Annotated in this window: 20 protein-coding genes; 12 read left to right on the top strand and 8 right to left on the bottom strand. The window is 48.3% G+C overall.

From position 1 onward, the window contains the following. Positions 1 to 5: 5 nt before the first annotated feature. Positions 6 to 1505, bottom strand: a complete 1500-nt coding sequence (locus E1919_RS18885; RefSeq protein ID WP_162054974.1) for a lipopolysaccharide biosynthesis protein — start codon at positions 1503 to 1505, stop codon at positions 6 to 8. Positions 1506 to 1537: 32 nt separating this feature from the next. Then, the gene (locus E1919_RS18880) at positions 1538 to 2320 is read right to left on the bottom strand and encodes an enoyl-CoA hydratase/isomerase family protein (RefSeq protein WP_162054973.1); all 783 of its coding nucleotides are present in this window, start codon (positions 2318 to 2320) and stop codon (positions 1538 to 1540) included. Positions 2321 to 2498: 178 nt separating this feature from the next. On the opposite strand from E1919_RS18880, the gene mscL reads away from it, so the two are divergent. Both mscL and E1919_RS18870 read left to right on the top strand, forming a co-directional pair. Beyond that, positions 2499 to 2948, top strand: a complete 450-nt coding sequence (gene mscL, locus E1919_RS18875; RefSeq protein WP_162054972.1) for a large-conductance mechanosensitive channel protein MscL — start codon at positions 2499 to 2501, stop codon at positions 2946 to 2948. A gap of 128 nt (positions 2949 to 3076) precedes the next feature. After that, positions 3077 to 3409: a hypothetical protein gene (locus tag E1919_RS18870; RefSeq protein WP_162054971.1), complete on the top strand. Its 333-nt coding sequence runs from the start codon at positions 3077 to 3079 to the stop codon at positions 3407 to 3409. Positions 3410 to 3938: 529 nt separating this feature from the next. Here the strand turns inward: E1919_RS18870 and infB are convergent. From infB to E1919_RS18855, 3 genes are all read right to left on the bottom strand, one after another. Then, entirely contained in the window at positions 3939 to 7019 is a 3081-nt protein-coding gene (gene infB / locus E1919_RS18865; RefSeq protein WP_162054970.1) for a translation initiation factor IF-2, read from the bottom strand. Positions 7020 to 7137: 118 nt separating this feature from the next. Next, on the bottom strand, positions 7138 to 8391 hold the full coding sequence (gene nusA / locus E1919_RS18860; protein ID WP_115567525.1) for a transcription termination factor NusA: 1254 nt from the start codon (positions 8389 to 8391) through the stop codon (positions 7138 to 7140). Between the two features lie 7 nt (positions 8392 to 8398). Continuing rightward, positions 8399 to 8875 (bottom strand): ribosome maturation factor RimP, encoded by a 477-nt coding sequence (locus tag E1919_RS18855; RefSeq protein ID WP_237144634.1) that lies wholly within the window; start codon positions 8873 to 8875, stop codon positions 8399 to 8401. A 268-nt stretch (positions 8876 to 9143) separates the two neighbouring features. On the opposite strand from E1919_RS18855, the gene E1919_RS18850 reads away from it, so the two are divergent. From E1919_RS18850 to E1919_RS18840, 3 genes are all read left to right on the top strand, one after another. Next, positions 9144 to 10361: an endonuclease/exonuclease/phosphatase family protein gene (locus E1919_RS18850; protein ID WP_237144632.1), complete on the top strand. Its 1218-nt coding sequence runs from the start codon at positions 9144 to 9146 to the stop codon at positions 10359 to 10361. Positions 10362 to 10472: 111 nt separating this feature from the next. After that, positions 10473 to 11969, top strand: a complete 1497-nt coding sequence (cysS, locus tag E1919_RS18845; protein ID WP_162054969.1) for a cysteine--tRNA ligase — start codon at positions 10473 to 10475, stop codon at positions 11967 to 11969. Then, positions 11959 to 12969, top strand: coding sequence for a M28 family peptidase (locus E1919_RS18840; RefSeq protein ID WP_162054968.1), 1011 nt, complete (start codon positions 11959 to 11961; stop codon positions 12967 to 12969). Before cysS ends, E1919_RS18840 begins: the two co-directional genes overlap by 11 nt. Positions 12970 to 13140: 171 nt before the next feature. Here E1919_RS18840 and E1919_RS18835 read toward each other — a convergent pair whose 3' ends face one another. Beyond that, positions 13141 to 13815 (bottom strand): hypothetical protein, encoded by a 675-nt coding sequence (locus E1919_RS18835; RefSeq protein WP_162054967.1) that lies wholly within the window; start codon positions 13813 to 13815, stop codon positions 13141 to 13143. Between the two features lie 405 nt (positions 13816 to 14220). Here E1919_RS18835 and E1919_RS18830 point away from each other — a divergent pair, with 405 nt between their 5' ends. The 6 genes from E1919_RS18830 (at position 14221) to E1919_RS18805 (ending at position 20140) form a co-directional block, all read left to right on the top strand. Next, entirely contained in the window at positions 14221 to 15030 is an 810-nt protein-coding gene (locus E1919_RS18830) for an AraC family transcriptional regulator (protein WP_317168243.1), read from the top strand. Between the two features lie 88 nt (positions 15031 to 15118). After that, positions 15119 to 15508: an ester cyclase gene (locus tag E1919_RS18825; RefSeq protein ID WP_162054965.1), complete on the top strand. Its 390-nt coding sequence runs from the start codon at positions 15119 to 15121 to the stop codon at positions 15506 to 15508. A gap of 493 nt (positions 15509 to 16001) precedes the next feature. Next, on the top strand, positions 16002 to 17060 hold the full coding sequence (locus E1919_RS18820; RefSeq protein ID WP_162054964.1) for a class I fructose-bisphosphate aldolase: 1059 nt from the start codon (positions 16002 to 16004) through the stop codon (positions 17058 to 17060). A gap of 162 nt (positions 17061 to 17222) precedes the next feature. Then, complete coding sequence (accD, locus tag E1919_RS18815; protein WP_162054998.1) at positions 17223 to 18131, top strand: acetyl-CoA carboxylase, carboxyltransferase subunit beta; 909 nt, start codon at positions 17223 to 17225, stop codon at positions 18129 to 18131. Between the two features lie 236 nt (positions 18132 to 18367). Then, positions 18368 to 19120 carry a YiaD family glycine zipper/OmpA-like lipoprotein gene (locus E1919_RS18810; RefSeq protein ID WP_237144630.1) on the top strand — a complete coding sequence of 251 codons (753 nt, stop codon included), beginning with the start codon at positions 18368 to 18370 and terminating at the stop codon, positions 19118 to 19120. Positions 19121 to 19435: 315 nt separating this feature from the next. Next, positions 19436 to 20140, top strand: coding sequence for a YiaD family glycine zipper/OmpA-like lipoprotein (locus E1919_RS18805; RefSeq protein WP_237144628.1), 705 nt, complete (start codon positions 19436 to 19438; stop codon positions 20138 to 20140). 430 nt (positions 20141 to 20570) lie between these two features. Here the strand turns inward: E1919_RS18805 and E1919_RS18800 are convergent, their stop codons facing one another. Both E1919_RS18800 and E1919_RS18795 read right to left on the bottom strand, forming a co-directional pair. Continuing rightward, complete coding sequence (locus tag E1919_RS18800; protein ID WP_162054962.1) at positions 20571 to 21203, bottom strand: DUF2238 domain-containing protein; 633 nt, start codon at positions 21201 to 21203, stop codon at positions 20571 to 20573. 224 nt (positions 21204 to 21427) lie between these two features. Then, positions 21428 to 22117, bottom strand: coding sequence for an MBL fold metallo-hydrolase (locus E1919_RS18795; protein WP_162054961.1), 690 nt, complete (start codon positions 22115 to 22117; stop codon positions 21428 to 21430). Positions 22118 to 22364: 247 nt separating this feature from the next. On the opposite strand from E1919_RS18795, the gene E1919_RS18790 reads away from it, so the two are divergent. Continuing rightward, complete coding sequence (locus E1919_RS18790; protein ID WP_162054960.1) at positions 22365 to 23072, top strand: endonuclease III domain-containing protein; 708 nt, start codon at positions 22365 to 22367, stop codon at positions 23070 to 23072. Positions 23073 to 23153 lie beyond the last annotated feature (81 nt).

The following is a 23153-nucleotide window of genomic DNA, read 5'->3' as shown; positions in this document are numbered from 1 at the left end:
AATGCCTAAGCTTTAAGGCGGAAGCGCGGCCGCTCGCGTAACCACACGATGACCAGAAAGGCAGCACAAACGGCCAAATGGTAAGCATGGCGCAGCCAGAAGTTCTCAATATCAACTGCAAGTGCCAGCCACACTAAGCCTGTAGCCAGCAAAATGTAAGCTATGATCGTTTTGGTTGGATAGGGAATAGGATAGTGGCGGTTGCCAAGCAGGTAGCTGGCTGTTGCCATAGTGAAGTAGCATACAAAGGTAGCGATAGCAGAGCCCATATAGCCTAACACCGGAATCAGGAGCAGGTTGAAGGTAATGGTAATGGCCGCTCCTCCAAAGCTGATGTACGTGCCGTATCTAGTCTTGTCAGTCAGTTTAAACCACACCGATAGGTTATAATATACCCCCAGAAACAGGTTGGCCAGCAGCAGCACGGGAACCACCATAATGCCTTCTCTGTACTCTTCTTTTCGCAGTAGCAGGGCAAAGTCCTCTAAATTAGCTGAGATGAAAAGGAAAATAAAGGCACAGGCAATCACAAACCACTTCATGATAAGGGCGAATGACTGAGGCGAATCTTTTTCTTCGGCCTGCGAAAAGAAGAACGGCTCGGCTGCGTAACGAAATGCCTGTATGGCCAGTGTCATGAAGATTGATAGCTTATAGCAGGCACTGTAAATTCCGACAGCCGCCATGTTGTCCTGGTTAGGGTAAAAACTTTCCGGTAGCCACTCTTCCAAAAGGATTCTGTCAATCACCTCATTTACCATACCTGCCAAACCCATAAATAATAGCGGGTAGGCATATACAAGCATCGGGCGCAGCAGCTCCTTGTTCAGTTCAAACCGTAGTACAGAGAACTCCTTCCACAGCATAGGAATCAGTAGAGCATTAGCCACCAGGTTTATCAGGAAGATATAACCAATCCCAAAGTCAGGGTCATAAAGCTGTGCTACCAGCGGGCGAAGCTCTTGCAAATAAGCACCCTCATAAATATGGCGGAAAACCACCAGGAATAGTAAGTTACCGCCTACCGTCAGCAGGATGTTGATGAGCTTGATAGACGCAAACTTAATCGGCTTGTTCTGCAGGCGCAGCCTCGCAAAGGGGATGGCTACAATGGCATCGATAGCAAGAATAAGAGCAAGCCAGTTGATGTAACTCTGGTAGTCCTCTGGGTAACCTTTAAAGTCGACAATGGCCCCGGAAGCAAGTAGAAGTATACCAGTAAAAATGGCGCTGCTGCAGATAATCAGGGTGAGCACCTCGTTGTAAAGTTTATCTCTGTCAGCCCCGGGTTTATTGGCGAAGCGGAAAAAGGCTGTCTCCATTCCGTAGGTATACAGGATGTTGAAGAAGCCGACGAACGCGTAGAGATAAGAGACTACACCATACTCCGCTGGAATGAAAATAGCGGTGTAAATAGGTACGAGCAGGTAATTGAGGGCTCTGCCTACAATACTACTTAAGCCATAGGCAGCAGTCTGCCCGACCAATTTCTTGGCTATACTCATGTCATGTGGTTGAGGGCCGGGTGTAGCTTATTTTATTTACCTGTAAAGTTCGGCGTACGCTTCTCTAGAAACGCGTTCGTGCCTTCTACAAAGTCTTCTGATGCACAGCAGCGGGCAAAGGCATTGGCCTCTGTCTGGTAACCGTTCTCATCTTTATTGAGCGCTGCATTTATGCAATCTATCACAAGGCCTACTGCCAATGGTGCCTTAATCATAATCTTCTCCATTATTTGCACACATTTAGCCATCAGGTCTTCCTGCGGCACGACATGGTTTACCAATCCAAGTGCTTTCGCCTCTTCTGCAGGAATCATGTCACCGGTCATTATCAGTTCCATGGCTTTACCTTTGCCTACCAACTGTGTCAGGCGCTGTGTGCCACCGTATCCCGGTAATATGCCCAAGCTTACCTCTGGCAGGCCAATACGGGCATTGTCGCTGGCTACGCGTATGTGGCAGGCCATGGCCAGTTCGCAACCTCCCCCTAAGGCAAAACCATTCACGGCTGCTATAATGGGCTTGTTGCAACGCTCTATCATGCTGAAGACCTCCTGGCCGCGTTCGGCAAAGCTACGGGCTGTCACCTCGCTTAATTCAGCAATTTCAGAGATGTCAGCGCCAGCCACGAATGCCTTCGGGCCCGTTCCCGTTATGATGGCTCCTTTCACGGCAGCATCGTCATACACTTGCTGCACGGCACTTCTTATCTCCGTTACAGTCTCAATACTTAGCGCATTCAGCTTAGCTGCCCTGTTGATAGTAATTGTTAGTATGCCATTGTCGAGGGTAAGCAGCAGGTTCTCGTATGTCGTCATAAGTTGATCCAACTCAGGTTAAAATCAATTTTTTCTTTTACAAAGATAGTGATTTAGTTCAATCCTTAAATAGCTTATCAGGTACGCTACGGGTAACACTGGTGCAGGAAGGGGTGTGGAGTATCTGAATAATAACTAAATTCGCGCATTACTTCTTGTTCATAAATCATATAAGTGCATGGGTTTCTTTTCAGAGTTTAAAAAGTTTGCCGTAAAAGGGAATGTGATAGATTTAGCTGTAGGTGTGGTAATTGGTGCTGCTTTCGGGGCCATTACCAAATCGCTGGTAGACGACGTTATCATGCCGCCCCTGGGCCTGCTGGTGAGCAACGTAGACCTGTCGAGGTTGCAACTGGTGCTGCAGCAGGCTGTGGTAGAAAACGGAGAAGTAGTGGAGGCTGCCGTTACGCTGAGGTATGGCAACTTTCTGCAGGCCATTTTCAACTTCCTTATTATTGCGTTTGCCATCTTCCTGTTAGTGCGCACTGTTAACCGCCTGCGGGAGCAAGAAGCCGCTAAGCCTGCGCCGGCAACAAATAAACAGGAGGTGCTCCTGGCCGAGATCCGAGACTTGTTGAAGGGGCAAGACGAGGCTTCCGCTACCGAACCGAGTAACAAAGTGGTGTAGCCAGAGTGGCATAAAATTTTATATATCAGAACTTTTAGCTTCTTATTTCGTGTTAGAGTAACTTAAGTGATACCTTTAGAAAGGGTTTCACGTTATAGACCTGAAAAACACAGATAAGTAGCATTAATATGAAGAAACTGACCCTGCTGATATTTACTTTTGGAATTATCCTTTTATACCCGGAAGCGAATGCCCAGACCTCTCAAAGCAGCACTTTGTCTGCGAAAGATGAGTATTGGGGTACTGCAAAGGTAGAGCGCAAAGGTACATCAGTTGATGCCGCAGATCGCCGTGCAGCAGGTTTAGACACTCGTTTCAATGCGTATGAAAATGACCGCCGCAGGAACTTTGATAAAAAGAAAATAGCGAACAGCAAGCGGATGAAAGAGATTCTGAAGAAGGAAAAGAAAATGATGAAAAAACATAAGCGTGACAAACGCCGCTTACGTCGCTCACAATAACACATTCTTTTACTGAAAATAAAGCAAGGAAGCCTGCCAGAGATAGTTCTGGCAGGCTTCCTTGCTTTTACAACAAATAGATTCTACTGGCGCGTGTTCATGTCTTATACCCATACAAATGAAGCTCTTTCCATAAAGTGGTAGCCTTTTCTATCCGTCAGCACGGAGTGAAGGTGTTTCCAGTCTTTGGGTTGAGCGCCTTTGGAGATTTTTGGTGCCGCTCGTGCGGCAGCGCCCCGGCGCAAAAAACTCCCAGCGCGATGCCCAAAGACGAGGCCTCTCGGCCTTGAGAGCTCAGACAAGAGAGATGAAACATTTGGCAAGCTGCCGCTGGATGAACAGTCACCACGGCAGCTTAGACAGAATTACATACTACCAATACTGCTCAATACTAGGGAGTACGGTTCAGGAGATTCGGTATAAATTCTTGGAACCAAAAGAAGTTGGTGCATACCTGGTGAACCTAAATACCAAAGCGTCCCAGCCGCGTTAGCAGCTGGGACGCTTTGGTATTGAAGTATATTCTGATTTACAGCGTACGCTTAATTTCTTTTTCTACATAGGCTTCAATCACGTCTCCCATCTCAATCTCATTGTAGTTTCTCAGGCTGATACCACACTCGTAGCCTTGTTTCACTTCTGATACATCATCTTTGAAACGCTTCAGCGCTAGTATTTCACCGTCGTGTACTACGATGCCATCACGTACCAGGCGAACTTTGGCGTTACGCTGTATGCTGCCATCTGTTACCATACAACCTGCAATAGTACCCACCTTCGTTATCTTGAATACGTCACGCACTTGTGCGTTACCTGTAATCTCTTCCTTCAGTGTTGGTGCAAGCATACCTTCCATGGCGTCTTTCACCTCGTTAATAGCGTCGTAGATGATAGAGTACAGGCGTACATCAATCTGTTCCTGCTCTGCCAGTTTACGTGCATTCAACGAAGGGCGCACCTGGAAACCAATGATAATCGCGTCAGAGGCAGAAGCCAGCAACACATCAGACTCAGAGATGGCACCCACCCCTTTGTTGATAATGCTTACCTGAACTTCAGGCGTAGACAGCTTCAGCAAGGAGTCAGCTAGTGCTTCCACGGAACCATCCACGTCACCTTTCACAATCACGTTAAGCTCCTTGAAAGATCCGATTGCCAGACGGCGGCCAATCTCATCCAGTGTAATATGCTTACGTGTACGCAAGCTCTGCTCACGCTGTACCTGCGAACGGTTTGTGGCAATTTCACGTGCCTCACGCTCCGATTCCATCACCAGGAACTTGTCACCCGCCTGTGGCGCTCCATCTAAACCGAGCAACTGCACTGGCGTAGACGGACCTGCTTCTTTCATTTTCTTGCCAAGGTGGTTGGTCATGGCTTTTACTCTACCATAATGAGAGCCAGCCAGCACCACATCACCAATTTTCAGGTTACCTGTCTGCACCAGAACGGTAGCTACGTAGCCACGGCCTTTGTCCAGAGAGGCTTCAATAACGGTACCGATTGCCGCACGGTCAGGGTTGGCTTTCAGTTCAAGTATTTCAGCTTCCAGCAGCACCTTCTCTAGTAGGTCAGGTACACCTAATCCTGTTTTAGCAGACACTTCCTGCGACTGGTACTTACCACCCCATTCTTCCACCAGCACGTTCATCTGCGCAAGCTCTTCTCTTACCTTATCCGGGTTAGCGGTTGGCTTATCTACCTTGTTCAGTGCGATGATAATTGGTACACCGGCTGCCTGCGCATGGTTGATGGCCTCTTTTGTCTGAGGCATCACGGAGTCGTCAGCGGCAACCACAATAATAACAACGTCTGTTACTTTGGCACCACGGGCACGCATGGCCGTAAAGGCCTCGTGACCCGGTGTATCAAGGAACGTAACAGTACGGCCGCTTTCGGTTTTCACCTTATAGGCACCAATGTGCTGCGTAATACCACCGGCCTCACCGGCAGTCACGTTTGCGTTTCGGATGTAGTCGAGCAAGGAAGTTTTACCGTGGTCAACGTGTCCCATGATGGTCACGATTGGTGCACGTTCTTCCAGATCCTCCTCGTTCTCTTCGCCAATATCCTCAAGTCCCTGTTCTTCTTCAGTTGTGATGAAGTCCACGTCATAGCCAAACTCATCTGCAATAACAGTGATGGCTTCGGCATCAAGGCGCTGGTTAATGGACACGAACATGCCCATCTGCATACACACCTTAATGATGTCGTTCACGCTCACATCCATCAGCGAGGCTAAGTCGTTGGCCGACACGAATTCAGTTACACGCAGTGTCTTAGACTCGGCCTGTTCTGCCATGCGGCGCTCTTCGCTGGCATCGGCAGCGGCAGAACGCTTTTCACGACGGTATTTGGCTCGGTTACCTCCGCCTTTACCTCCGCTCAACTTCGCGAGCGTAGCCTTAATCTGCTCCTGGATTTCCTTATCAGTAACCTCCGCTTTTACAGGTCTGCCTCCAGCTGGAGTAGTAGGCCTCGGCCCACCTTTGCCTCCTCTTGGAGGGCGCCCGGCGGCTCCTCCGCCGGCAGCGCGGTGCTGCGAAGGAACGATAGGCCGCTGATTGCCCTGCCCAGGCCCCTGGCCTTGCGCCTGGCCCTGCTGGCCACCTTCGCCTACAATAATGCGTTTGCGCTTTTTCTTCTTGCCCTTTTTGTCGTCTGATGACGCCACAGGCTTAGAACCTTTTCTGCGCGATTCTGTCGGCAATTCTATTTTGCCAAGTACAGTGAGACCTTTTAACTGGTCTGCTCTTCCTGAAATCTTTTCTATATCCTTTTTATTTTCTTGGTCATTAGCTGCATCAGGAGTGGCCGGTTGCTGTGGCGCCTTCTCTGTTGCTGGCTGTTGCGGTGCGTTTGCGGCTGGTTTTTCAGCTGCAGGCTTCGCAGGTTGTGGTGCAGGTGCTTCCGGTTCTGTAGGCTTGGCAGGAGCCTCAGGAGCCTTGGCTGCTGGTTGTTCTGGTGCAACAGGAGTCTCAGGAGCTTCTGCCTTTGGAGCTTCTGTTTTATCAAGTGCTGGCGCAGCAGGCTTCTCTGGCGCAGGTGCAGCAGGCTGCTCAGGCGCAGGTGTCTGCGGTGCTTCTGCAACTGGAACTGGAGCAGGCTTTTCGGCTGCCTTTGGTTCAGCTGCTGGTGCAGGCGCCGGTTTCTCTGCAGGGGCTGGTGCAGGCTGCTTTGGAACAGGACGGCCTTTGGCATCCAGTTCAATTTTGCCTATTACTTTTATGCCTGGTAGTTGGGAAGCGGGCTCAGCAGGCGCTGCCGGTTTAGGGGCAGGAGCTTCCTGCTTTGGCTGGCTGCTGTTCTTGATCAGGATTTCCTGCTCAGGTTCGCTTTGCTTCTTTGGTTCAGGGTGGTGCTTTTCAGACTCAATCACCTGGTTGCTCTGCGGCTTCTTTCCTATGTTTATTTCTTCCGCTTCCTGCTTGTCCTGCATAGAGGAAGCGTACTCTTTAGCCAGCATACCGAACTGCTCTGCCGTGATTTTGGTAGTGGGTTTGTTTTCCACGTCAAAACCTTTAGCAGAGAGGTAGTCCACAATGGTAGATGTACCAATGTTCAATGTAGTTGCAACCTGTTTGAGCCTCCTTGTTTTTTCTTCTGCCATTTTGTTCTAATATGCTGTCTTTTAATTCTGTGTAAAAATATAGTTGCTTCGTCAGAGACTAAAAGCCGCGCTCTGTTGTAATTCTTTCAAAATTAAAAGAACAGAGCGCAACTCGCAACTACTGATTATCTTCTTCTTCCAACTCTTCGCGCAGGATAGTGAACACATCATCAATGGTCTCTTCTTCCAGCTCGGTGCGGCGCAGCAAATCTTCTTTGCTCACAGCCAGCACACTTTTCGCTGTATCGAGGCCGATGCGTCTCAATTCTGCAATCACCCAATCTTCAATCTCATCTGTAAATTCTTCCAGGCTGATATCCTCCTCATAGCTTTCAGACTCACGGAATACGTCAATCTCAAGGCCTACCAGGCGGCTAGCCAGCTTAATGTTCTGGCCACCTTTACCAATAGCCAGTGACACCTGGTCCGGCTTCAGGAATACAGATACGCGACCTGACTCCTCATCAATCTTCATGCTGCTAATCTTAGCCGGGCTAAGGGCACGCTGAATGTAAAGCTCCGTGTTCTCTGTGTAGTTAATTACGTCAATGTTCTCGTTCTCCAGCTCGCGTACGATGCTGTGGATACGGGAACCTTTCATACCTACGCAGGCTCCTACCGGGTCAATGCGGTCGTCGAAAGACTCCACGGCTACCTTGGCACGCTCTCCCGGCTCACGAACAATTTTCTTTATCGCGATCAGGCCATCATAGATTTCCGGCACCTCATTCTCGAACAGACGCTCCAGAAAAGCTGGCGATGTACGGGAGAGAATGATCTTCGGGTTACCGTTCACAATCTCCACGCGCTGCACCACCGCTCTCACCGTATCCCCTTTTCGGTAACGGTCTTTCGGTATCTGTTCCACCTTCGGAATCAGTAACTCATTTTCTTCCTGGTCAAGCAATAGTACCTCTCGGTTCCATACCTGGTATACTTCGCCGGAGATAATTTCTCCCACCTGGTCTTTGTACTTCTGGAACACCAACTCCTTCTCCATATCCTTGATGCGCTGGATCAGGGTCTGGCGGGCTGTCAGTACGGCACGTCGGCCGAAGTCTTCCAGTTTCACCTCTTCAGATACTTCCTCGCCTACTTCAAAGTCAGGCTCAATCTTGCGGGCATCAGACAGGCTGATTTTATCATGGTCCCAGATATCCTCCGAGTTGTCGTCCACTATCTCGCGGTTGCGCCAAATCTCCAGGTCACCCTTTTCCACGTTTAGAATGATGTCAAAGTTCTCGTCAGTAGACCACTTTTTACGAATCATGGTGCGAAACACATCCTCGAGGATGCGCATCATGGTCGGGCGGTCAATGTTCTTGAATTTCGCGAATTCGGAGAACGACTCGATCAGGACTGAACTATTCATTATTTTATCATTTAAAAGATATCACAACATTTGCTTTTACAATTTCCCCGAAAGGTATTTGCACAGGCACATACGTTGCCTTTTTGCCTTTTTGTTTAACTTCCTCCAACAGGTTAAGGCCGGTTTCAGTTACCTCCTCCAGTTTTCCTGTTTTTTCAGTATCGTTCTGCAGCCTTAGCTTCAGGTTACGGCCTATATTACGATTAAACTGCTGCGGCTGTGTCAGCGGGAAGTCAAGACCGGGTGAGCTCACCTCGAGTACATAACTTAGCTCTTCTTCGCCGAGCATCTCCTCAATCTGTTTGTTGATGCGGCGGCTGATGGTAGCGCACTGGTCTATCGTAATGCCCTGCTCCCCATCGGCCAGCACTGTAATCTTTGGGCGGACAGCCGAGTCAGACACGGCCACATCCACGATAAACAGATCTTGCTCCGGCAGGCTTGTCTCTGCCATCTTTCTTATGGTTGTTGCAGTAAGTGCCATAGCAAACGGTTAAGAAATAAAGAAGGGGACTTCGTGTCCCCTCATCTCCTTGGAAATAATGGCACAAATTTACTACAAAATCCTTAGATAAACAACATAGCGTATTGCCAATGCCTGTATTAAATTATCGCAATCACTTAATTACAAGGAAGAGATGGCAAAAGCCGAACTGTGCAGGAGGCCCGTTACGTGTGGCCTTGGTCTGTAACAGCAGCAGCTGTAGTTTAGTTCGGGTAGTGCCGTGGCAGCCTTGTAGCCCACTAAATTTATGCTGCAGGGCATAATATATACTGACTTCAGGCGTGGGATAGAAATAGATACTATCATAATTCGTAAGTTTGCTTTTGTGTCAGGTACCTTCAAAAAAATACGCACCCGGATATGGCTCATTCTCAACATCGCAGTGGTGCTGTGGGTGCTGCTGGGGGTGCTTTGTATGCAGGTGCCCCCTCATGATTTCTGGCCCGCAGGCTTTATAGCCTTCTCCCTTCCTGGGGCACTGGTGCTGAACTTCCTGTTCCTGCTCTACTGGGCGCTGCGCCGTTCCTGGTTTTTATTTTTGCCCCTGGCGGTGATGGTGCTGGGCTGGACTTACTATGAGCGGCTGCTGCCCTTGGGCCTGGTAAAAGAACTGCCGCCACAGGATGCTAAAACCCTGCATGTGATGAGCCTGAATACCCATATGTTTACCGCGTATCATGGCAAAGAAAGACTAACTGCAGGCGTATCTTCCGAGATGGTAGATTGGGTAGCCGCGCATCCGGCAGATGTGTATTGCCTGCAGGAGTTTTACAGCAACCCTAACTCGAAAGAGTATGATTTCAACATCATCAGCAGAATAGGTGCCCGGTATGGCAAAGAGCATTTTTTTTCCGCAGCCAGTTCCAGCAGCAGGCACGGTGATCTGGGAGTGGCGATATTCTCCAAGTATCCTATTGTGGATAAAGGAGTCATTCATTTTTCTGAGAAACCGAGTGGCAATCGTGCGATATGGGCTGACCTGGATATGGATGGAGATACGGTGCGGGTGTATGCCACCCACCTGCAGTCTATGAGCATTAAGGCCGAGGATATTGAGAATACCTATACTGCCATAGGAAGCGACGAGGAGAGCTTTAAGAAAGAAGGACGGAACCTGGCAAGGCGCCTGCGAAACGGATTCGTAAAGCGGGGTTACCAGGTGGAACTCCTGCTGGAGCATTTTGAAACATGCCCTTACCCCTTTGTTATCAGCGGCGACTACAATGATATTCCTTTTAGTTATACTTATAACGAACTGGCAAAAAGGCTGACGAATGCATTTGTAGAGGCGGGTAGTGGGCTGGGAGCCACCTATAATGGCCCGTTGCCGTTTTTACGTATTGATAACCAGTTTTACAGTGAAGGGCTCCAGGCTTACGAATTCGAGACGCACTACGAGATGGCTTTATCGGATCACTTTCCGATATCGGCAAAGTATGTGCTGGAGCCAAAGGAGGAAGAGTAGCGTTAGGAGATGGAAAGCAATATTTATAGTTTTGAACCATTAATCAGCCGGATTATACTGGCCGACGCGCCTGAAAGCGCCGCACCCGAGGGTGTATATATTTGATTCGTCATGCAACAGAAACTGAACCTGTACAATACGCTTACGCGAAAGAAAGAGATGTTTGAACCGCTGAATGCTCCCTTTGTAGGGATGTATGTCTGCGGGCCAACCGTTTACGGAGAGCCGCACCTGGGCCATGCCCGCAGTGCCGTTACATTCGATATACTGAACCGTTTCCTGAAGAACCTGGGGTACAAAGTGCGCTATGTGCGCAATGTAACCGATGTAGGCCACCTGGAGAACGACGCGGACGAAGGCGAAGATAAAATCCAGCGGAAGGCCAAGCTTGAGCACCTTGAGCCGATGGAGGTGGTGCAGCACTATACCAACGTGTACCACGAGGAACTGCGCAAACTGAATGTGCTGCCGCCCGACATTGAGCCACGTGCCTCCGGCCATATTATTGAGCAGATAGAGATGATAAAGGAAATACTGGACAATGGCTTTGCTTACGAAGTAAATGGCTCGGTTTACTTTGATGTGCAGGCCTACCAGAAAGAAAACAACTACGGCAAGCTCTCCGGGCGTGTGGTGGAGGACCTGCTGGGGAATACCCGTGACACGGAAGGGCAGGAGGAAAAACGCTCGCCTGTGGATTTTGCCCTATGGAAAAAGGCGTCTCCCTCGCATATCATGCGCTGGCCTTCGCCTTGGAGCAATGGCTTTCCGGGTTGGCACCTGGAGTGTTCTGCCATGAGCCGCAAATATTTAGGCACAACCTTTGATATACACGGAGGAGGTTTAGACCTGATGTTTCCGCACCACGAGTGCGAAATCGCGCAGAACAAGGCGAGCTGCGACCACAGCGACGGTGCCCGTTACTGGGTGCATAACAACATGATTACCGTGGGCGGGCAGAAGATGGGCAAGTCTCTGGGCAACTTCATTAACCTGAGCGAGCTGTTCAGCGGCAACCATGAGATGCTGGAGCAGGCTTACAGCCCCATGACTATCCGCTTCTTTATACTACAGGCGCATTACCGCAGTACCCTCGACTTTAGCAACGAAGCACTGCAGGCGGCCCGGAAAGGCTACACCAAGCTGATGAATGGCTTGAATGTGCTTAAAAAGCTGAGGTATACAGAAGACACAACGGCAGTGGCGCCGGATGCCAAACTGAACGAGGAACTGCTGAAACTGACAGAGGATTGCTACAGGGGCCTGAATGACGACCTGAACACAGCCCGTACCATTGCCTCGCTCTTTAACCTGCTCAAGAAGATAAACAGCCTGAACTTAGGGCAAGTTAAGATGGAGCAGCTTTCAAGGGGCACGTTCGATACCATCCGGGAAACCTATCAGGAACTGGTGCTGGAAGTATTGGGGCTGCAGGAAGAAGCACTCGGGGACGTGGAGGAAATGCTGGACCTTGTGCTGCAATTTTACAAAGAGGCCAAAGAGGCTAAACAATATGATAAGGTCGACGTGATTCGTGCTGAACTGAAAAAGCAGGGCATCGTGATCAAAGACCTGAAAACAGGAATTGACTGGGCTTATGAAGAATAGATTGAACATGCTGGCACTGCTACTTTGTGGTTCTCTGGTCTTTTACTCCTGCGACTCTGCCGATAACGGTGCGGCGCGACAGGTAAGGGTAGAGGAACAGGAAGAAATCGTGCAGGCGCCCGCTTTTAATGCTGACACTGCTTATGCGCTGGTGGAGAAGCAGGTGAGCTTCGGCCCGCGTGTACCTAATACTGCGGCGCACTATGCCACTGGCGAATGGATTGTGGAAAAGCTGAAAGAATATGGCGCAGAGGTAAAAGAGCAGAAGTTTCAGATGCAGGCCTACGACGGCACCACGCTGAACCTGCGCAACATCGTTGCCTCCTATAACCCCGATGCTGCCAATCGTGTACTGCTGGCCGCCCACTGGGATACCCGGCCCTTTGCTGATAAAGACGAGAACGAGCCGGACACGCCGATTGCAGGTGCCAACGACGGCGCGAGTGGCGTAGGCGTGCTGCTGGAAATTGCCAGAACCATACACGAAGCTCAGCAGAAACCGGATGTAGGCGTAGACCTTATCTTTTTTGACGGAGAAGATTACGGGCAGCCGGACAACAGTGAGTTGCCTTACAAAGAGGATACCTGGGCCTTAGGCTCGCAGTATTGGAGTAAGAACAAACACATACCTAACTACAGAGCCAACTACGGGATTCTATTAGATATGGTGGGTGCTGAGAATGCACGCTTTGCCCGCGAGGGACACTCCATGCAGTTTGCCCGCGAAGTTGTAAACAAAGTATGGAAAGCAGGTAACAGGATTGGCTACTCCGATTACTTTAAGTACGTGAACGCACCTGCTATTATAGACGACCACTACTATGTGAACCGGCTGGGTAACATCCGAATGATTGACATCATAGAGTATAACATGAGTGCCGCTGACGGCGATTATTTTGGTCCCTACCATCACCGCCATAGCGATAATATGGATGTAATCAGCAAAAACACCCTGAAAGCCGTAGGGCAAACAGTGTTGCATGTGCTGTACAACGAATAGCTTCGCATGAAAGCGAAAAGTATAAAAGCAGAAAGGCCTACAATGTAGGCCTTTCTGCTTTTAGTCAATGTGAGAAACTTATTTATAAGAAACCTGCACAATCAGGTATATTCTTGTATCCTTCTCATCAGGCGTCTTAATACTTGACACAAATATTCTATTTGCCGGCTCTTACTGAATAACGTTGTCTTTTGCCAATTGCTTTACCGTAACCTCTGCAAACTCATCGGCAAAGGAAGTAACGGTACCTGGATCGTAAGAGCGCGACTGTGCTGACCAAACAAGGTTCTCTGAGCCTGCATCATACAGGTTAGACTCCAGGAAGTAGATCTTGTCTTTGGTGTAATAGCCGGGCTGGTATAGCGCGGGCGACATATACCCATAGTATCCTCTGAAGGTGTTGTACCAACCAAAACGCGTTACCGGGGCATAGGCACCATATCCAAGGTTGCCCGGAACATAGCGGGTTTCCGTCTCCTGGTCTACCACGGCTGCTGTAATAATGCCATCGTAGCCTTCGCCTTGAATGCGCTGCAACATCATGTCAGGGTCTCCACCCTGTTTGTCTGCGGCAGAGGGCGGAAACAACTCAATACTTTTAGTAGCCTTTACTCCGCGCAGCTCTAACTGGTTTTCGAGCTGTTCCTCTATTATCTGCCGCGCCTGAATGTTGTCTGTCATGGCGGCTACCACCACATTGTTATAGGTCTCAGTTACAGCTTCCGGCCTTTTCCAGGAGCCTATCACCTCGGTGGAGGCGGCGCAGCCATAAAGACCCAGGCCTATGACTAAAACCGTAAGGTAGGACAAGAGCTTTTGTGAAGATGATTTAATGCTTATTTTCATGGTTTGTTCTCTGTTAGGTTATTTTGGTCCTGTTATTAACGCAGTTCAGGTTCTTAAGATATAAAATGAACATCGTCAGGAGTATGAACAGGAAATTGGCTTCCTTGTTTTACGGCAAGAATAAAATGGCTTGGTTGTATGGCTAAACTAACCTAAATTATTACCTTCAAAGACAGGCTCCCATACTTCAAATGAAGAATGGGAGTTTTTTGTTTCAGGCTTAAATTTCTGTTACCAGCGCTTGATTACAGGGGTGAGTATAATTATATTTGTTATTCATAAATGAATATTTAAAATATGTTAGCGTTTTAGCCTGTAAATGTTCACCCGCTACAGGTTAAAGATTTTTATTACCTCCAGCTTATTTGTTCTCCGGTTTGTATTTATCACCACAAGAGGCAGATTATGATTTATCTTAAATATCAACCCTCTGCTGCCCTACAGCCTTACGTTATGTGCTATTACGTCTGGGAGAACCAGCAGCAGATGGAGGGGCCTTTGGAAATACATTCCCCTCCTAATGGCCTTGGTGGTATAGTATTTAATTATGGCGACCCCTACCAGGCACTAAGTGAAAAAGGTAATTGGGAAAGCGTGCCCAACTGTTTTGTAGCCGGGCAGTTTACAAAGAGCTATACATTGCGCCTGAGCGGTAAGCTCGGTACGGTTGGTGTCGCTTTCTGGCCAGCGGGCCTTTCCCACCTGCTGGGCATGCCCATGATAGCCTTCACTGGCCTACGCACTGATTTAAACTTGGTATTAGGTAAAGAAACAGCCCAACTGGAGCACCAGATACTGGAAAGCAAAACAAACCAGCAGCGGATTTCAGTGCTGGAGCAGTTCCTGCTGCATAAGCTCTATAACACTAACCTTACAGTTGATGTGGTAGATTATGCCTTAGCTACCATTGTGCAGCAGAAAGGTATTTTGTCTATCAGCCAGCTGTCAGATAAACTCTGCATCAGCCCGCGGCAATTCAGGAGGCGCTTCTCTGAAAAGGTGGGAGTCAGCCCTAAGTTGTTCTCCCGCATCAAACGATTCAACTATATCTCTAACTTGTCCACTACTTCTTCGGGTATCTGGATGGACATGGTGCATGAAGGCGGCTATTATGATCAGGCACACTTTATCAGGGACTTTTGCGATTTTTCAGGTAAGAAGCCATCTGAATTTGTGAACTATAACCGTGCGTTGGCAGCATTAGTTGGTGCCTGAGAATGTCCATTTTTTACAATAAATAATAGAAGTATAGTGCTAGCTTTACTTCAATGAAAACAACATAAACAAAAAGGAGAATCAAACTATGATGACCACAGATCAAAGCAAAAAGCTGATACAGGAATACGTACAGGCCATAAGCCTGGACAAGTCTGAAGCTACCATTGACAAATACATAGCCGACCCTGAGTTGAAAGGCCATATAATTCTCTTCGAGGCAGGCTTGCCTAACTATCAAATAATTGCCAAGGACATGATTGTAGAGGGAAACAAAGTGGTGTTGCGGGGAACAGTTAAAGGCGAGCACAAGGGGGAGCTTTTCGGTATAGCCCCAACTGGTCGGGAAGTAAACGTCGATCTCATCATTATTTATGAATTAGAAAATAATAAAGTTGTCAACCACTGGATGCAAGCAGACACAGTGGCCCTGATGCAGCAGATTGGCAATTCGCCGGTAGCGGCCAGTGCGCATTGATTGCTGCATCGGTTAGAAAAAACGTAATCCCTCCTTCAAGTAGTGCCATAGATTGAAGGCAGTAATCCCACCTCTCATGTACTTTGTATGACTGCAAGTACACCGCTACTGCCGCAAGACCTTTGTTAACAAGGTCACACTATCTTTCACTCTTGGCAATAAAAAAAGTCCTTCATTACAAGAAGGACTTTTTTTATTGCCAAGAGTGAAAGGGGCACCTAGGCAGGGGAGGATAGATGTTTAAAATACTCTGTGTCAGGTGTTTTATATAAGTGGCTGGCGCTTTCTTAAAGAGCAACTTTTTAAGCCGCTCTTAGTATAAATTTTAAAGGAACCCTTCAAAACAGGTTTCCTCACAGGCCGGACAGCTTTACATCGAACGAAAATAAGATACCTTCATCAGGCTGCCGATCATGTATATATGTGCCTCAGCACCCCTTTTATTCGAAACCAATAATCCACAAAGTGTCTCCATTTAAAAAGCTAAAGACAGATGACGTACGATGACATTGTTTTGACCCTTGGCCAGGATGCGGATAGCCTTTTACTGCATGAAAGTAAAACCTTCGGGAAAGAGCAGCTGCATTTGCCGGGCCCTGATTTCGTAGACAGGATTTTTGCTCAGACGAACCGCAGCCCGCAGGTGCTGCGCAACATGCAGCAGCTATTTGACCATGGCCGCCTGGCAGGTACGGGCTATATTTCTATTTTGCCCATCGACCAGGGCATCGAGCATACAGCAGGCGCCTCCTTTGCCCCAAATCCTATTTACTTTGACCCGGAGAATATACTGAAACTGGCCTTAGAAGGTGGCTGCAATGGGGTGGCCACTACGTTTGGTAACCTGGCGATGATGTCTCGGAAGTATGCCCATAAGATTCCGTTCATCGTTAAAATAAACCATAACGAGCTGCTGACTTACCCAAGCAAGTACAACCAGATTATGTTCGGTTCTGTAGATGAGGCCTGGAATTTAGGTGCGGCAGCCGTGGGGGCCACAATTTACTTTGGTTCTGAGGAATCGTCGCGGCAGATTATAGAGGTAGCGGAGGCTTTTGAGCGGGCACACCAGTTGGGCATGGCCACTATTTTATGGTGCTACACCCGAAACAGCGCTTTCAAAAAAGACGGGAAAGATTATCATGTGGCGGCAGACCTTACAGGCCAGGCCAACCACCTAGGTGTAACCATTCAGGCAGACATCATCAAGCAGAAACTGCCGGAAACCAACGGGGGCTTTACTGCCATCAACTTCTCAAAGTCTGATAAAAGAATGTACACCGAGCTAAGCACTGACCATCCCATCGACTTGTGCCGCTATCAGGTGGCAAACTGCTATATGGGCCGCGCCGGCCTCATCAATTCTGGCGGCGAATCTCAGGGGGAGTCAGACCTGCAGCAGTCTGTGCGCACAGCCGTTATCAACAAGCGGGCCGGCGGCACGGGGCTGATCCTGGGCAGGAGGGCTTTCCAAAGACCATTTGAAGAAGGCGTGGAGCTGCTGCATGCGGTGCAGGACGTGTATCTGGCAAAAGAGATTACAGTAGCATAATTTGTAGCACAACTGCAGATAATTACATATTTTTGCAGCCTGCCTCTTCTGAAGCCTCTGTGAGGGAAGGATTAGGGCAGGCTATGTTTTTTTACACTTTGCTGCCTGGCAAAGAAATAGTACCCAACATTTAAAAGTGCTGCAAGCACGCTTTTGTCTATGATGCCTTGGTTTAAAAGAGTTGAAAAAGGAATTCACACACCCACAGAGGAGAAGAAGGAGACACCGGATGGGTTGTGGTATAAATGTTCGGAATGCAAAGCAGTTACCAGCATGGCCGAGCATCGCAAGAACATGCACACCTGCGTGAAGTGCGATTACCATGACCGAATTGGTTCTAAAGAGTACTTTGCCATTCTGTTTGATGACAACGAATTTACGGAGATGGACGAGAACCTCACTTCTGGTGACCCACTTGATTTCACGGATTCCAAGCCATACCCACAGCGCGTTGCAGCCACAGAAAAGAAAACTGGCCTGAAAGATGCCGTTCGCACAGCCTACGGTAAAATAAACGGCCAGGACATCACCATCGCCAGCATGGACTTTGCCTTTATCGGCGGCTCGATGGGCTCGGTGGTGGGCGAGAAAATTGCACGTGCCATAGACTACGCCCGCCAAAACCGCACCCCATTCCTGATGATTTCTAAATCAGGCGGTGCGCGTATGATGGAAGCTGGTTTCTCACTCATGCAGATGGCGAAAACATCGGCAAAACTGGCGCTTTTGTCAGAGGAAGGGTTGCCTTACATTTCCCTGCTCACAGACCCTACCACGGGTGGCGTAACAGCCTCTTATGCCATGTTGGGTGATTTTAACATTGCAGAGCCAGGTGCGTTGATCGGGTTCGCCGGCCCGCGCGTGATCAAAGAAACAATTGGTAAAGACCTGCCAAAAGGCTTCCAGAGTGCTGAGTTTGTATTAGAGCACGGCTTCCTCGATTTTATAGTAGACCGCAAGGCAATGAAGCAGAAGCTGACAGACCTGCTAAGTATGGTCATGCCTCCTGCTCAGGAAGCGGAACCAAAAAGCGAAAAGCCGAAGAAGCGCAAAGCCGCACAGGCATCATAATCATTTAAGTAAAATGAAATCAGCGGGGCCTGCTATTTTTTATAGCAGGCCCCGCTGATTGTCAGGGATATATAAAAGCAGCCTGTATAAGACCAGAAAAATATATTGGCTACAAAATATTATAGCAGTATTTGTTTCGTTCTGGCATGAGAGTTGCAATTGAGATATCAAGCATGCTTTAGTTTAATTAACATTTTAACAACAATATTATTAGCCAAAATTTTACAAACAAGACCATGAAATTAACTAACATAACTCTTAGCTCATTTTTAGCCGCGACCATGCTGTTTTCCTCGTGCCAGTCTACGGCACCCGTAGCGGGCTCCGGTGATTACGAAACAACGACGCAAGCCAAAACCGCTGAAACGGAGCCCGACAAGCCCGGCATGAAGAAAACCACAAAAGGCGGCATCATCGGAGCCGGTGGCGGTGCTGTGCTTGGTGGATTAATTGGTAACAGGTTAGGTAACACTGCCGCCGGTGCCATTGTAGGTGCAGCCGTAGGTGGTGCCACAGGTGCCGTAATTGGCAGACGCATGGACAAGCAGGCAGAAGAACTGGAGAAGACAATGGAAGGTGCTAAGGTAGAGCGCGTAGGCGAAGCTATTCGTGTGAACTTTGATTCTGGTATCCTTTTCCAGGTTAACTCTGCAGAACTGAGCCCCAATGCTAAGCGAGACATTGAGAAGCTGGCAAAAACGCTTAAAGATTATCCGGGAACAAACGTAATTGTAGAAGGCCATACAGACAACTCAGGTTCTTATGAACTTAACCAGAAGTTGTCGGAGCGTCGTGCCGAGGCAGTGGCTTCTTATGCCCGCAGCCTGGGTGTGGAAAATGGTCGTCTGCAGGCGAAAGGCTACAGCTATGACCAGCCAATTGCTGATAACACTACGGTAGAAGGCCGCCAGCAGAACCGCCGTGTGGAAATCATCATTGTAGCCAACGAAGAATTAAAGCAAGCCGCCGAGTCTGGCGCGCTGAATTAGTAGATTTTACTTCCTGTTTTTTGAGGTAGTGTCCGTCCAGCGCAAGTTGGCGGGCGCTGCTTTTTTATAGCCGCCTTGTGCGGGTGGCGGTGTGAAATAGTTCTAAAGCGCTGAAGTCCCCAGAACCTGACAATGTTGGGAACGTTAAATAGTAAAATATTTAAAACTTCTAAAGGGCTAACCTTTAGCGGCAACGGCCGTTTAAGTGCTGATTGATAAGCGGAGGAGCTTATAGTTACCGAACATTTTTAAAAAGAAAGAGTAGTATTTACCACTGAACTTCGAGTTCATAAAATTTTACTTAAGATGAAAAACATGAAAAACCTAAGAATTTATCTATCCATATTCGCCTTACTTGGCTTCTTATCCACCTCTTGTACATCTTCTCAGCAGGCTGGTACTGCTTCTGATAACGGTGGAATGAGCAGAACTACAAAAGGCGGTGTGATTGGTGCTGGTTCTGGTGCCGTGGTAGGTGGCGTAATCGGTAGAGTGGCTGGTAACACAGCTGCGGGTGCTATAATCGGTGCTGCTGTGGGGGGTACGACTGGTGCCATCATCGGGCGCAGAATGGACAAGCAGGCCGAGGAACTGGAACGAGACCTGGAGAATGCGGAAGTAGAGCGCGTTGGAGAAGGTATAAAAATCACGTTTGACTCTGGTATCCTGTTCCCGACGAACTCTGCACAGTTACAGCCAGCTGCTCAAACAGAAATTTCACAACTAGCCGAAACGCTGAAGAAGTACCCTGACACAAATATTGTGATTGAAGGACATACAGACAATACTGGTTCACGTGAGATCAACCAGCCATTGTCTGAGCGCCGTGCCCAGGCTGTAGCAGACTATGCTGCCTCTTTGGGTGTTGATCGTAGCCGTATAACCACACAGGGATATGCCTTTGACCAGCCGATTGCCGACAACACGACGGAAGCTGGCCGCCAGAAGAACCGACGTGTTGAGATTGCTATCTTTGCAAACGAAGATATGAAGAAAGCCGCTGAACGAGGCGACTTGTAATAACAGCCTGATTTTTTTATTTACTGCCAGCCGCACTTATGTGCGGCTGGCTTTTTTACGACCAGTATTACACAGTTGAACCTGCTGAAATCTTGTTGAAATATATCTTTGCCCGGCCATGAACATGATTAGGAAATACTTATACATGGCTCTCCTGAGCCTGCTGATCACTGCCTTTTTTAGTGCCTGCGAACGTCTGGTGGCTGATGCCTCTGCGACCACTATTACAGGAAAAGGGACTTCTGCAGAGACTAAATAGTGCCTGTTGCGGGGGAAATGAAGAATCATATCAGAACGCTGGTGATGTGTTCCGGTAAACTTAAATGATTCATGCTTTTGGCAGGTTGCCTCCAAGTCTTCATTTTTAAAGAGACAGCTGATAAAATCAAGCCTAAATGTTTTTTGCTGCCATTTAGCTCATTTCTTTCAGCTATCGCCGGCGCTTTAAAGCAAATGCTGTTCCCATGGCTACTATACCGCCCACAAATGCTAAGGCAATGTCTTTCTGAGCATCCCATATATCGCCCTGCATCCCCAGGAAATCCATTCCCTGCTCAGTGCCACTAAACGCAACATCGGCTACCAGCCACTCCACTATCTCATACAGGGCACTGAAAGATAATATGAACTCTACCGGCATCAGGAACGTCAGCCAGTAAGGTGTTACCTTAAAGCCGTAGGCCAGCACCTCATGCATCGGATAAGCGAGCAAGAGGCCAAAACCCAGGTGCACCAGTCTGTCATAGTGGTTTCGCTGAAAGCCGTACTGCTCTTTGAGCCATTCTCCAAACGGATTCTCAGCATACTGATACTGGCTGCCATACACATGCAGTAGCAGGAACAGGAATATAAGCGTGTAGCTTGTGTCTGAAAAGCGAAAGATATTGTAAAACGCCACCAGGAAAATGATCAGGGATAGCGTGAGTGTATTCTCCATCAACCAATTTACCAGGTCAGGCGTGGTAAGCCCTGTGTACACCCAGAAACCGGCAAACAGCAGGCTATAGAGTATATGCAGGGGCTGGCTCAGGTATGGCCTTTTGGCATCTGGTCTCGCGGTCATGGTTACATGGTACATCAGGCAGAAGATTTTTGTTCTGCAGCGTTAACCTTTATGCGCAAGATAGGTTTTAGTGCACAAGAATTTTATAGCATAACAGGCTGTAAATCCGGTATTTTGATTTTCACGGCACGCCGTAAATCAGCAACAGCAATTCATTTTTTTATGCGCCTGAAAAAGGGAGAAAGCTCGCTAAGAAAGCAATCAAGGATTTGAAAGCAGCCGTTTTACGCCATCAGCGCCTTTTCGTGGAATACCAGCCTGATAGGGTTGTCCTGAGGGCTTTGTGTGGGGTCGCAGTGGTAACCGTACATGTCAATGCCATTTATGTAAGGCAGCAACTTCTTATAGTAGGTGTGGCCGGTGTTATCGGAGTTAAAGGTAATGTCGTGGAAAACACTTGTTTTTTTTCCTGGTAGCCGTTCTAGTCTTTCGAATAGCACTTCTGGCTTACTCAGGTCTCCGGAGTATACAATGCGGCTTTCATTATCGAAAATATAGGCGTAAGTCTGCAGGCCCTCTGAGTGCTGGCCATAGGTGTCAATGGGGATAATGCCCTCTACCTGATCGAGGGGCACGAATTCAGCATATTTATCCGGATCTTTTACCTGTAGTTCCAGAAACTTATAAAGCTGCTGCTTAAACTGCTCTGAAGGGTAAAGTATGATAGGGCGCTTGCTCTTCTCCACAATATGTTTGTAGAGGAGCAGGTTTGCCAGGCTGCCGCAGTGGTCGTTGTGCAAGTGTGTGAGTATGATATGATCTATCTTCTGTGTCAGATTCTTCTCCACCAACGTTGAGAACACGGTAAACCCACAATCGATCAATAAGTTGATATCTCTGAATTCCAGCAAAGCAGCCGAGTTACGATAGTCGGTATCAAATGCTCCGCCTGTCCCTAAAAATTTAATTTGCATACAAGTTTATAAATGTGACAACATAGGCTGCACTGAACAGATTAAAGCATATAGCGGAAAGGGGTGAAAATAGTTGTGTATATAGTTATATTTTTTAAGGGGATGTTGAAAACTTTAAAGTAAACCTATAATATACAGTAGTCGTTGTGTTCAGCAGGTATGCATTGCATGATGGTTGACTGCGAAGTATCAAAACCAACACAGGTACAGGCACTGCCGTAAATTATAGCCTGATACGTATAGGCCTATGGATGCTCATAAACTGCCCCAGGAAGACAAGGCGCTGATGACGCACGAGTTGCTGAACGAGATCTACAAGCGCCTAACACTGAATAGCCGGCGCGACCCGATGCACGAGTTGATCTCTACCATGCTCTCGCACCGTACCAATCATGCCGACGAAGAAAAAGCATATAATACCATGCTGGATCGCTTCGGCGACTGGGAGGGCGTAATGAACGCAGACGTAGACGAACTGGCGGATGCTGTGCAAACCACCCGATATCCTTTGCAGAAAGCCCCCCAGATACAGCAGACGCTCCGCATTATAAAAGAAGAACGGGGAGAGATAAGTATCGGTTTTTTGAAAGAGATGCCTGTGCAGGAGGCCATGGACTGGCTGACAAAGTTGCCTGGCGTAGGCTTAAAGACAGCTACTTTACTCCTGCTTTTCAACTTCAAGAAGCCCGTGCTGCCTGTTGATACGCATGTATTCCGGGTAAGCCAGCGGGTAGGGCTAATCGGGGCGAAGGTAACCGCCAACAAAGCCCATGACCTGCTCCTCCGGATGCTGCCGCCGGACGCTATAGAACTTTTTAACTTTCACAAGCACCTGTTCTGGCATGGCCAGCGTGTCTGCACTTTTTACAGCCCGAAGTGTGGGGAATGCGTGCTCAACAGCATCTGCAATTATTACCAGGATGTGCGGGAAAAGGGGATAGACCAGGCGGCGTAGGGTACAGGAGGAGTATTGATTCGTTAGGGTAGTACTAGCAATCATTTTTTAAAGGGATCTTGTTCATATCTAGTTAATCCG

The organism is Pontibacter pamirensis (assembly GCF_010015475.1).
GTDB classification, from domain to species: domain Bacteria; phylum Bacteroidota; class Bacteroidia; order Cytophagales; family Hymenobacteraceae; genus Pontibacter; species Pontibacter pamirensis.
The sequence above is the reverse complement of the archived record's forward strand: the minus strand, read 5'-3'. Positions and strand labels throughout refer to the sequence as shown.

What these genes read in the sequence shown, in the direction of transcription:
- E1919_RS18835 (WP_162054967.1), bottom strand. Translation starts at nt 13,815, where the DNA reads ATGAAAATAAGCATTAAATCATCTTCACAAAAGCTCTTGTCCTACCTT.
- E1919_RS18880 (WP_162054973.1), bottom strand. Translation starts at nt 2,320, where the DNA reads ATGACGACATACGAGAACCTGCTGCTTACCCTCGACAATGGCATACTA.
- E1919_RS18795 (WP_162054961.1), bottom strand. Translation starts at nt 22,117, where the DNA reads ATGCAAATTAAATTTTTAGGGACAGGCGGAGCATTTGATACCGACTAT.
- E1919_RS18870 (WP_162054971.1), top strand. Translation starts at nt 3,077, where the DNA reads ATGAAGAAACTGACCCTGCTGATATTTACTTTTGGAATTATCCTTTTA.
- infB (WP_162054970.1), bottom strand. Translation starts at nt 7,019, where the DNA reads ATGGCAGAAGAAAAAACAAGGAGGCTCAAACAGGTTGCAACTACATTG.
- E1919_RS18805 (WP_237144628.1), top strand. Translation starts at nt 19,436, where the DNA reads ATGAAAAACCTAAGAATTTATCTATCCATATTCGCCTTACTTGGCTTC.
- E1919_RS18820 (WP_162054964.1), top strand. Translation starts at nt 16,002, where the DNA reads ATGACGTACGATGACATTGTTTTGACCCTTGGCCAGGATGCGGATAGC.
- nusA (WP_115567525.1), bottom strand. Translation starts at nt 8,391, where the DNA reads ATGAATAGTTCAGTCCTGATCGAGTCGTTCTCCGAATTCGCGAAATTC.
- E1919_RS18810 (WP_237144630.1), top strand. Translation starts at nt 18,368, where the DNA reads ATGAAATTAACTAACATAACTCTTAGCTCATTTTTAGCCGCGACCATG.
- E1919_RS18885 (WP_162054974.1), bottom strand. Translation starts at nt 1,505, where the DNA reads ATGAGTATAGCCAAGAAATTGGTCGGGCAGACTGCTGCCTATGGCTTA.
- E1919_RS18850 (WP_237144632.1), top strand. Translation starts at nt 9,144, where the DNA reads ATGCTGCAGGGCATAATATATACTGACTTCAGGCGTGGGATAGAAATA.
- cysS (WP_162054969.1), top strand. Translation starts at nt 10,473, where the DNA reads ATGCAACAGAAACTGAACCTGTACAATACGCTTACGCGAAAGAAAGAG.
- mscL (WP_162054972.1), top strand. Translation starts at nt 2,499, where the DNA reads ATGGGTTTCTTTTCAGAGTTTAAAAAGTTTGCCGTAAAAGGGAATGTG.
- E1919_RS18825 (WP_162054965.1), top strand. Translation starts at nt 15,119, where the DNA reads ATGATGACCACAGATCAAAGCAAAAAGCTGATACAGGAATACGTACAG.
- E1919_RS18790 (WP_162054960.1), top strand. Translation starts at nt 22,365, where the DNA reads ATGGATGCTCATAAACTGCCCCAGGAAGACAAGGCGCTGATGACGCAC.
- E1919_RS18840 (WP_162054968.1), top strand. Translation starts at nt 11,959, where the DNA reads ATGAAGAATAGATTGAACATGCTGGCACTGCTACTTTGTGGTTCTCTG.
- accD (WP_162054998.1), top strand. Translation starts at nt 17,223, where the DNA reads ATGCCTTGGTTTAAAAGAGTTGAAAAAGGAATTCACACACCCACAGAG.
- E1919_RS18830 (WP_317168243.1), top strand. Translation starts at nt 14,221, where the DNA reads ATGATTTATCTTAAATATCAACCCTCTGCTGCCCTACAGCCTTACGTT.
- E1919_RS18800 (WP_162054962.1), bottom strand. Translation starts at nt 21,203, where the DNA reads ATGACCGCGAGACCAGATGCCAAAAGGCCATACCTGAGCCAGCCCCTG.
- E1919_RS18855 (WP_237144634.1), bottom strand. Translation starts at nt 8,875, where the DNA reads ATGGCACTTACTGCAACAACCATAAGAAAGATGGCAGAGACAAGCCTG.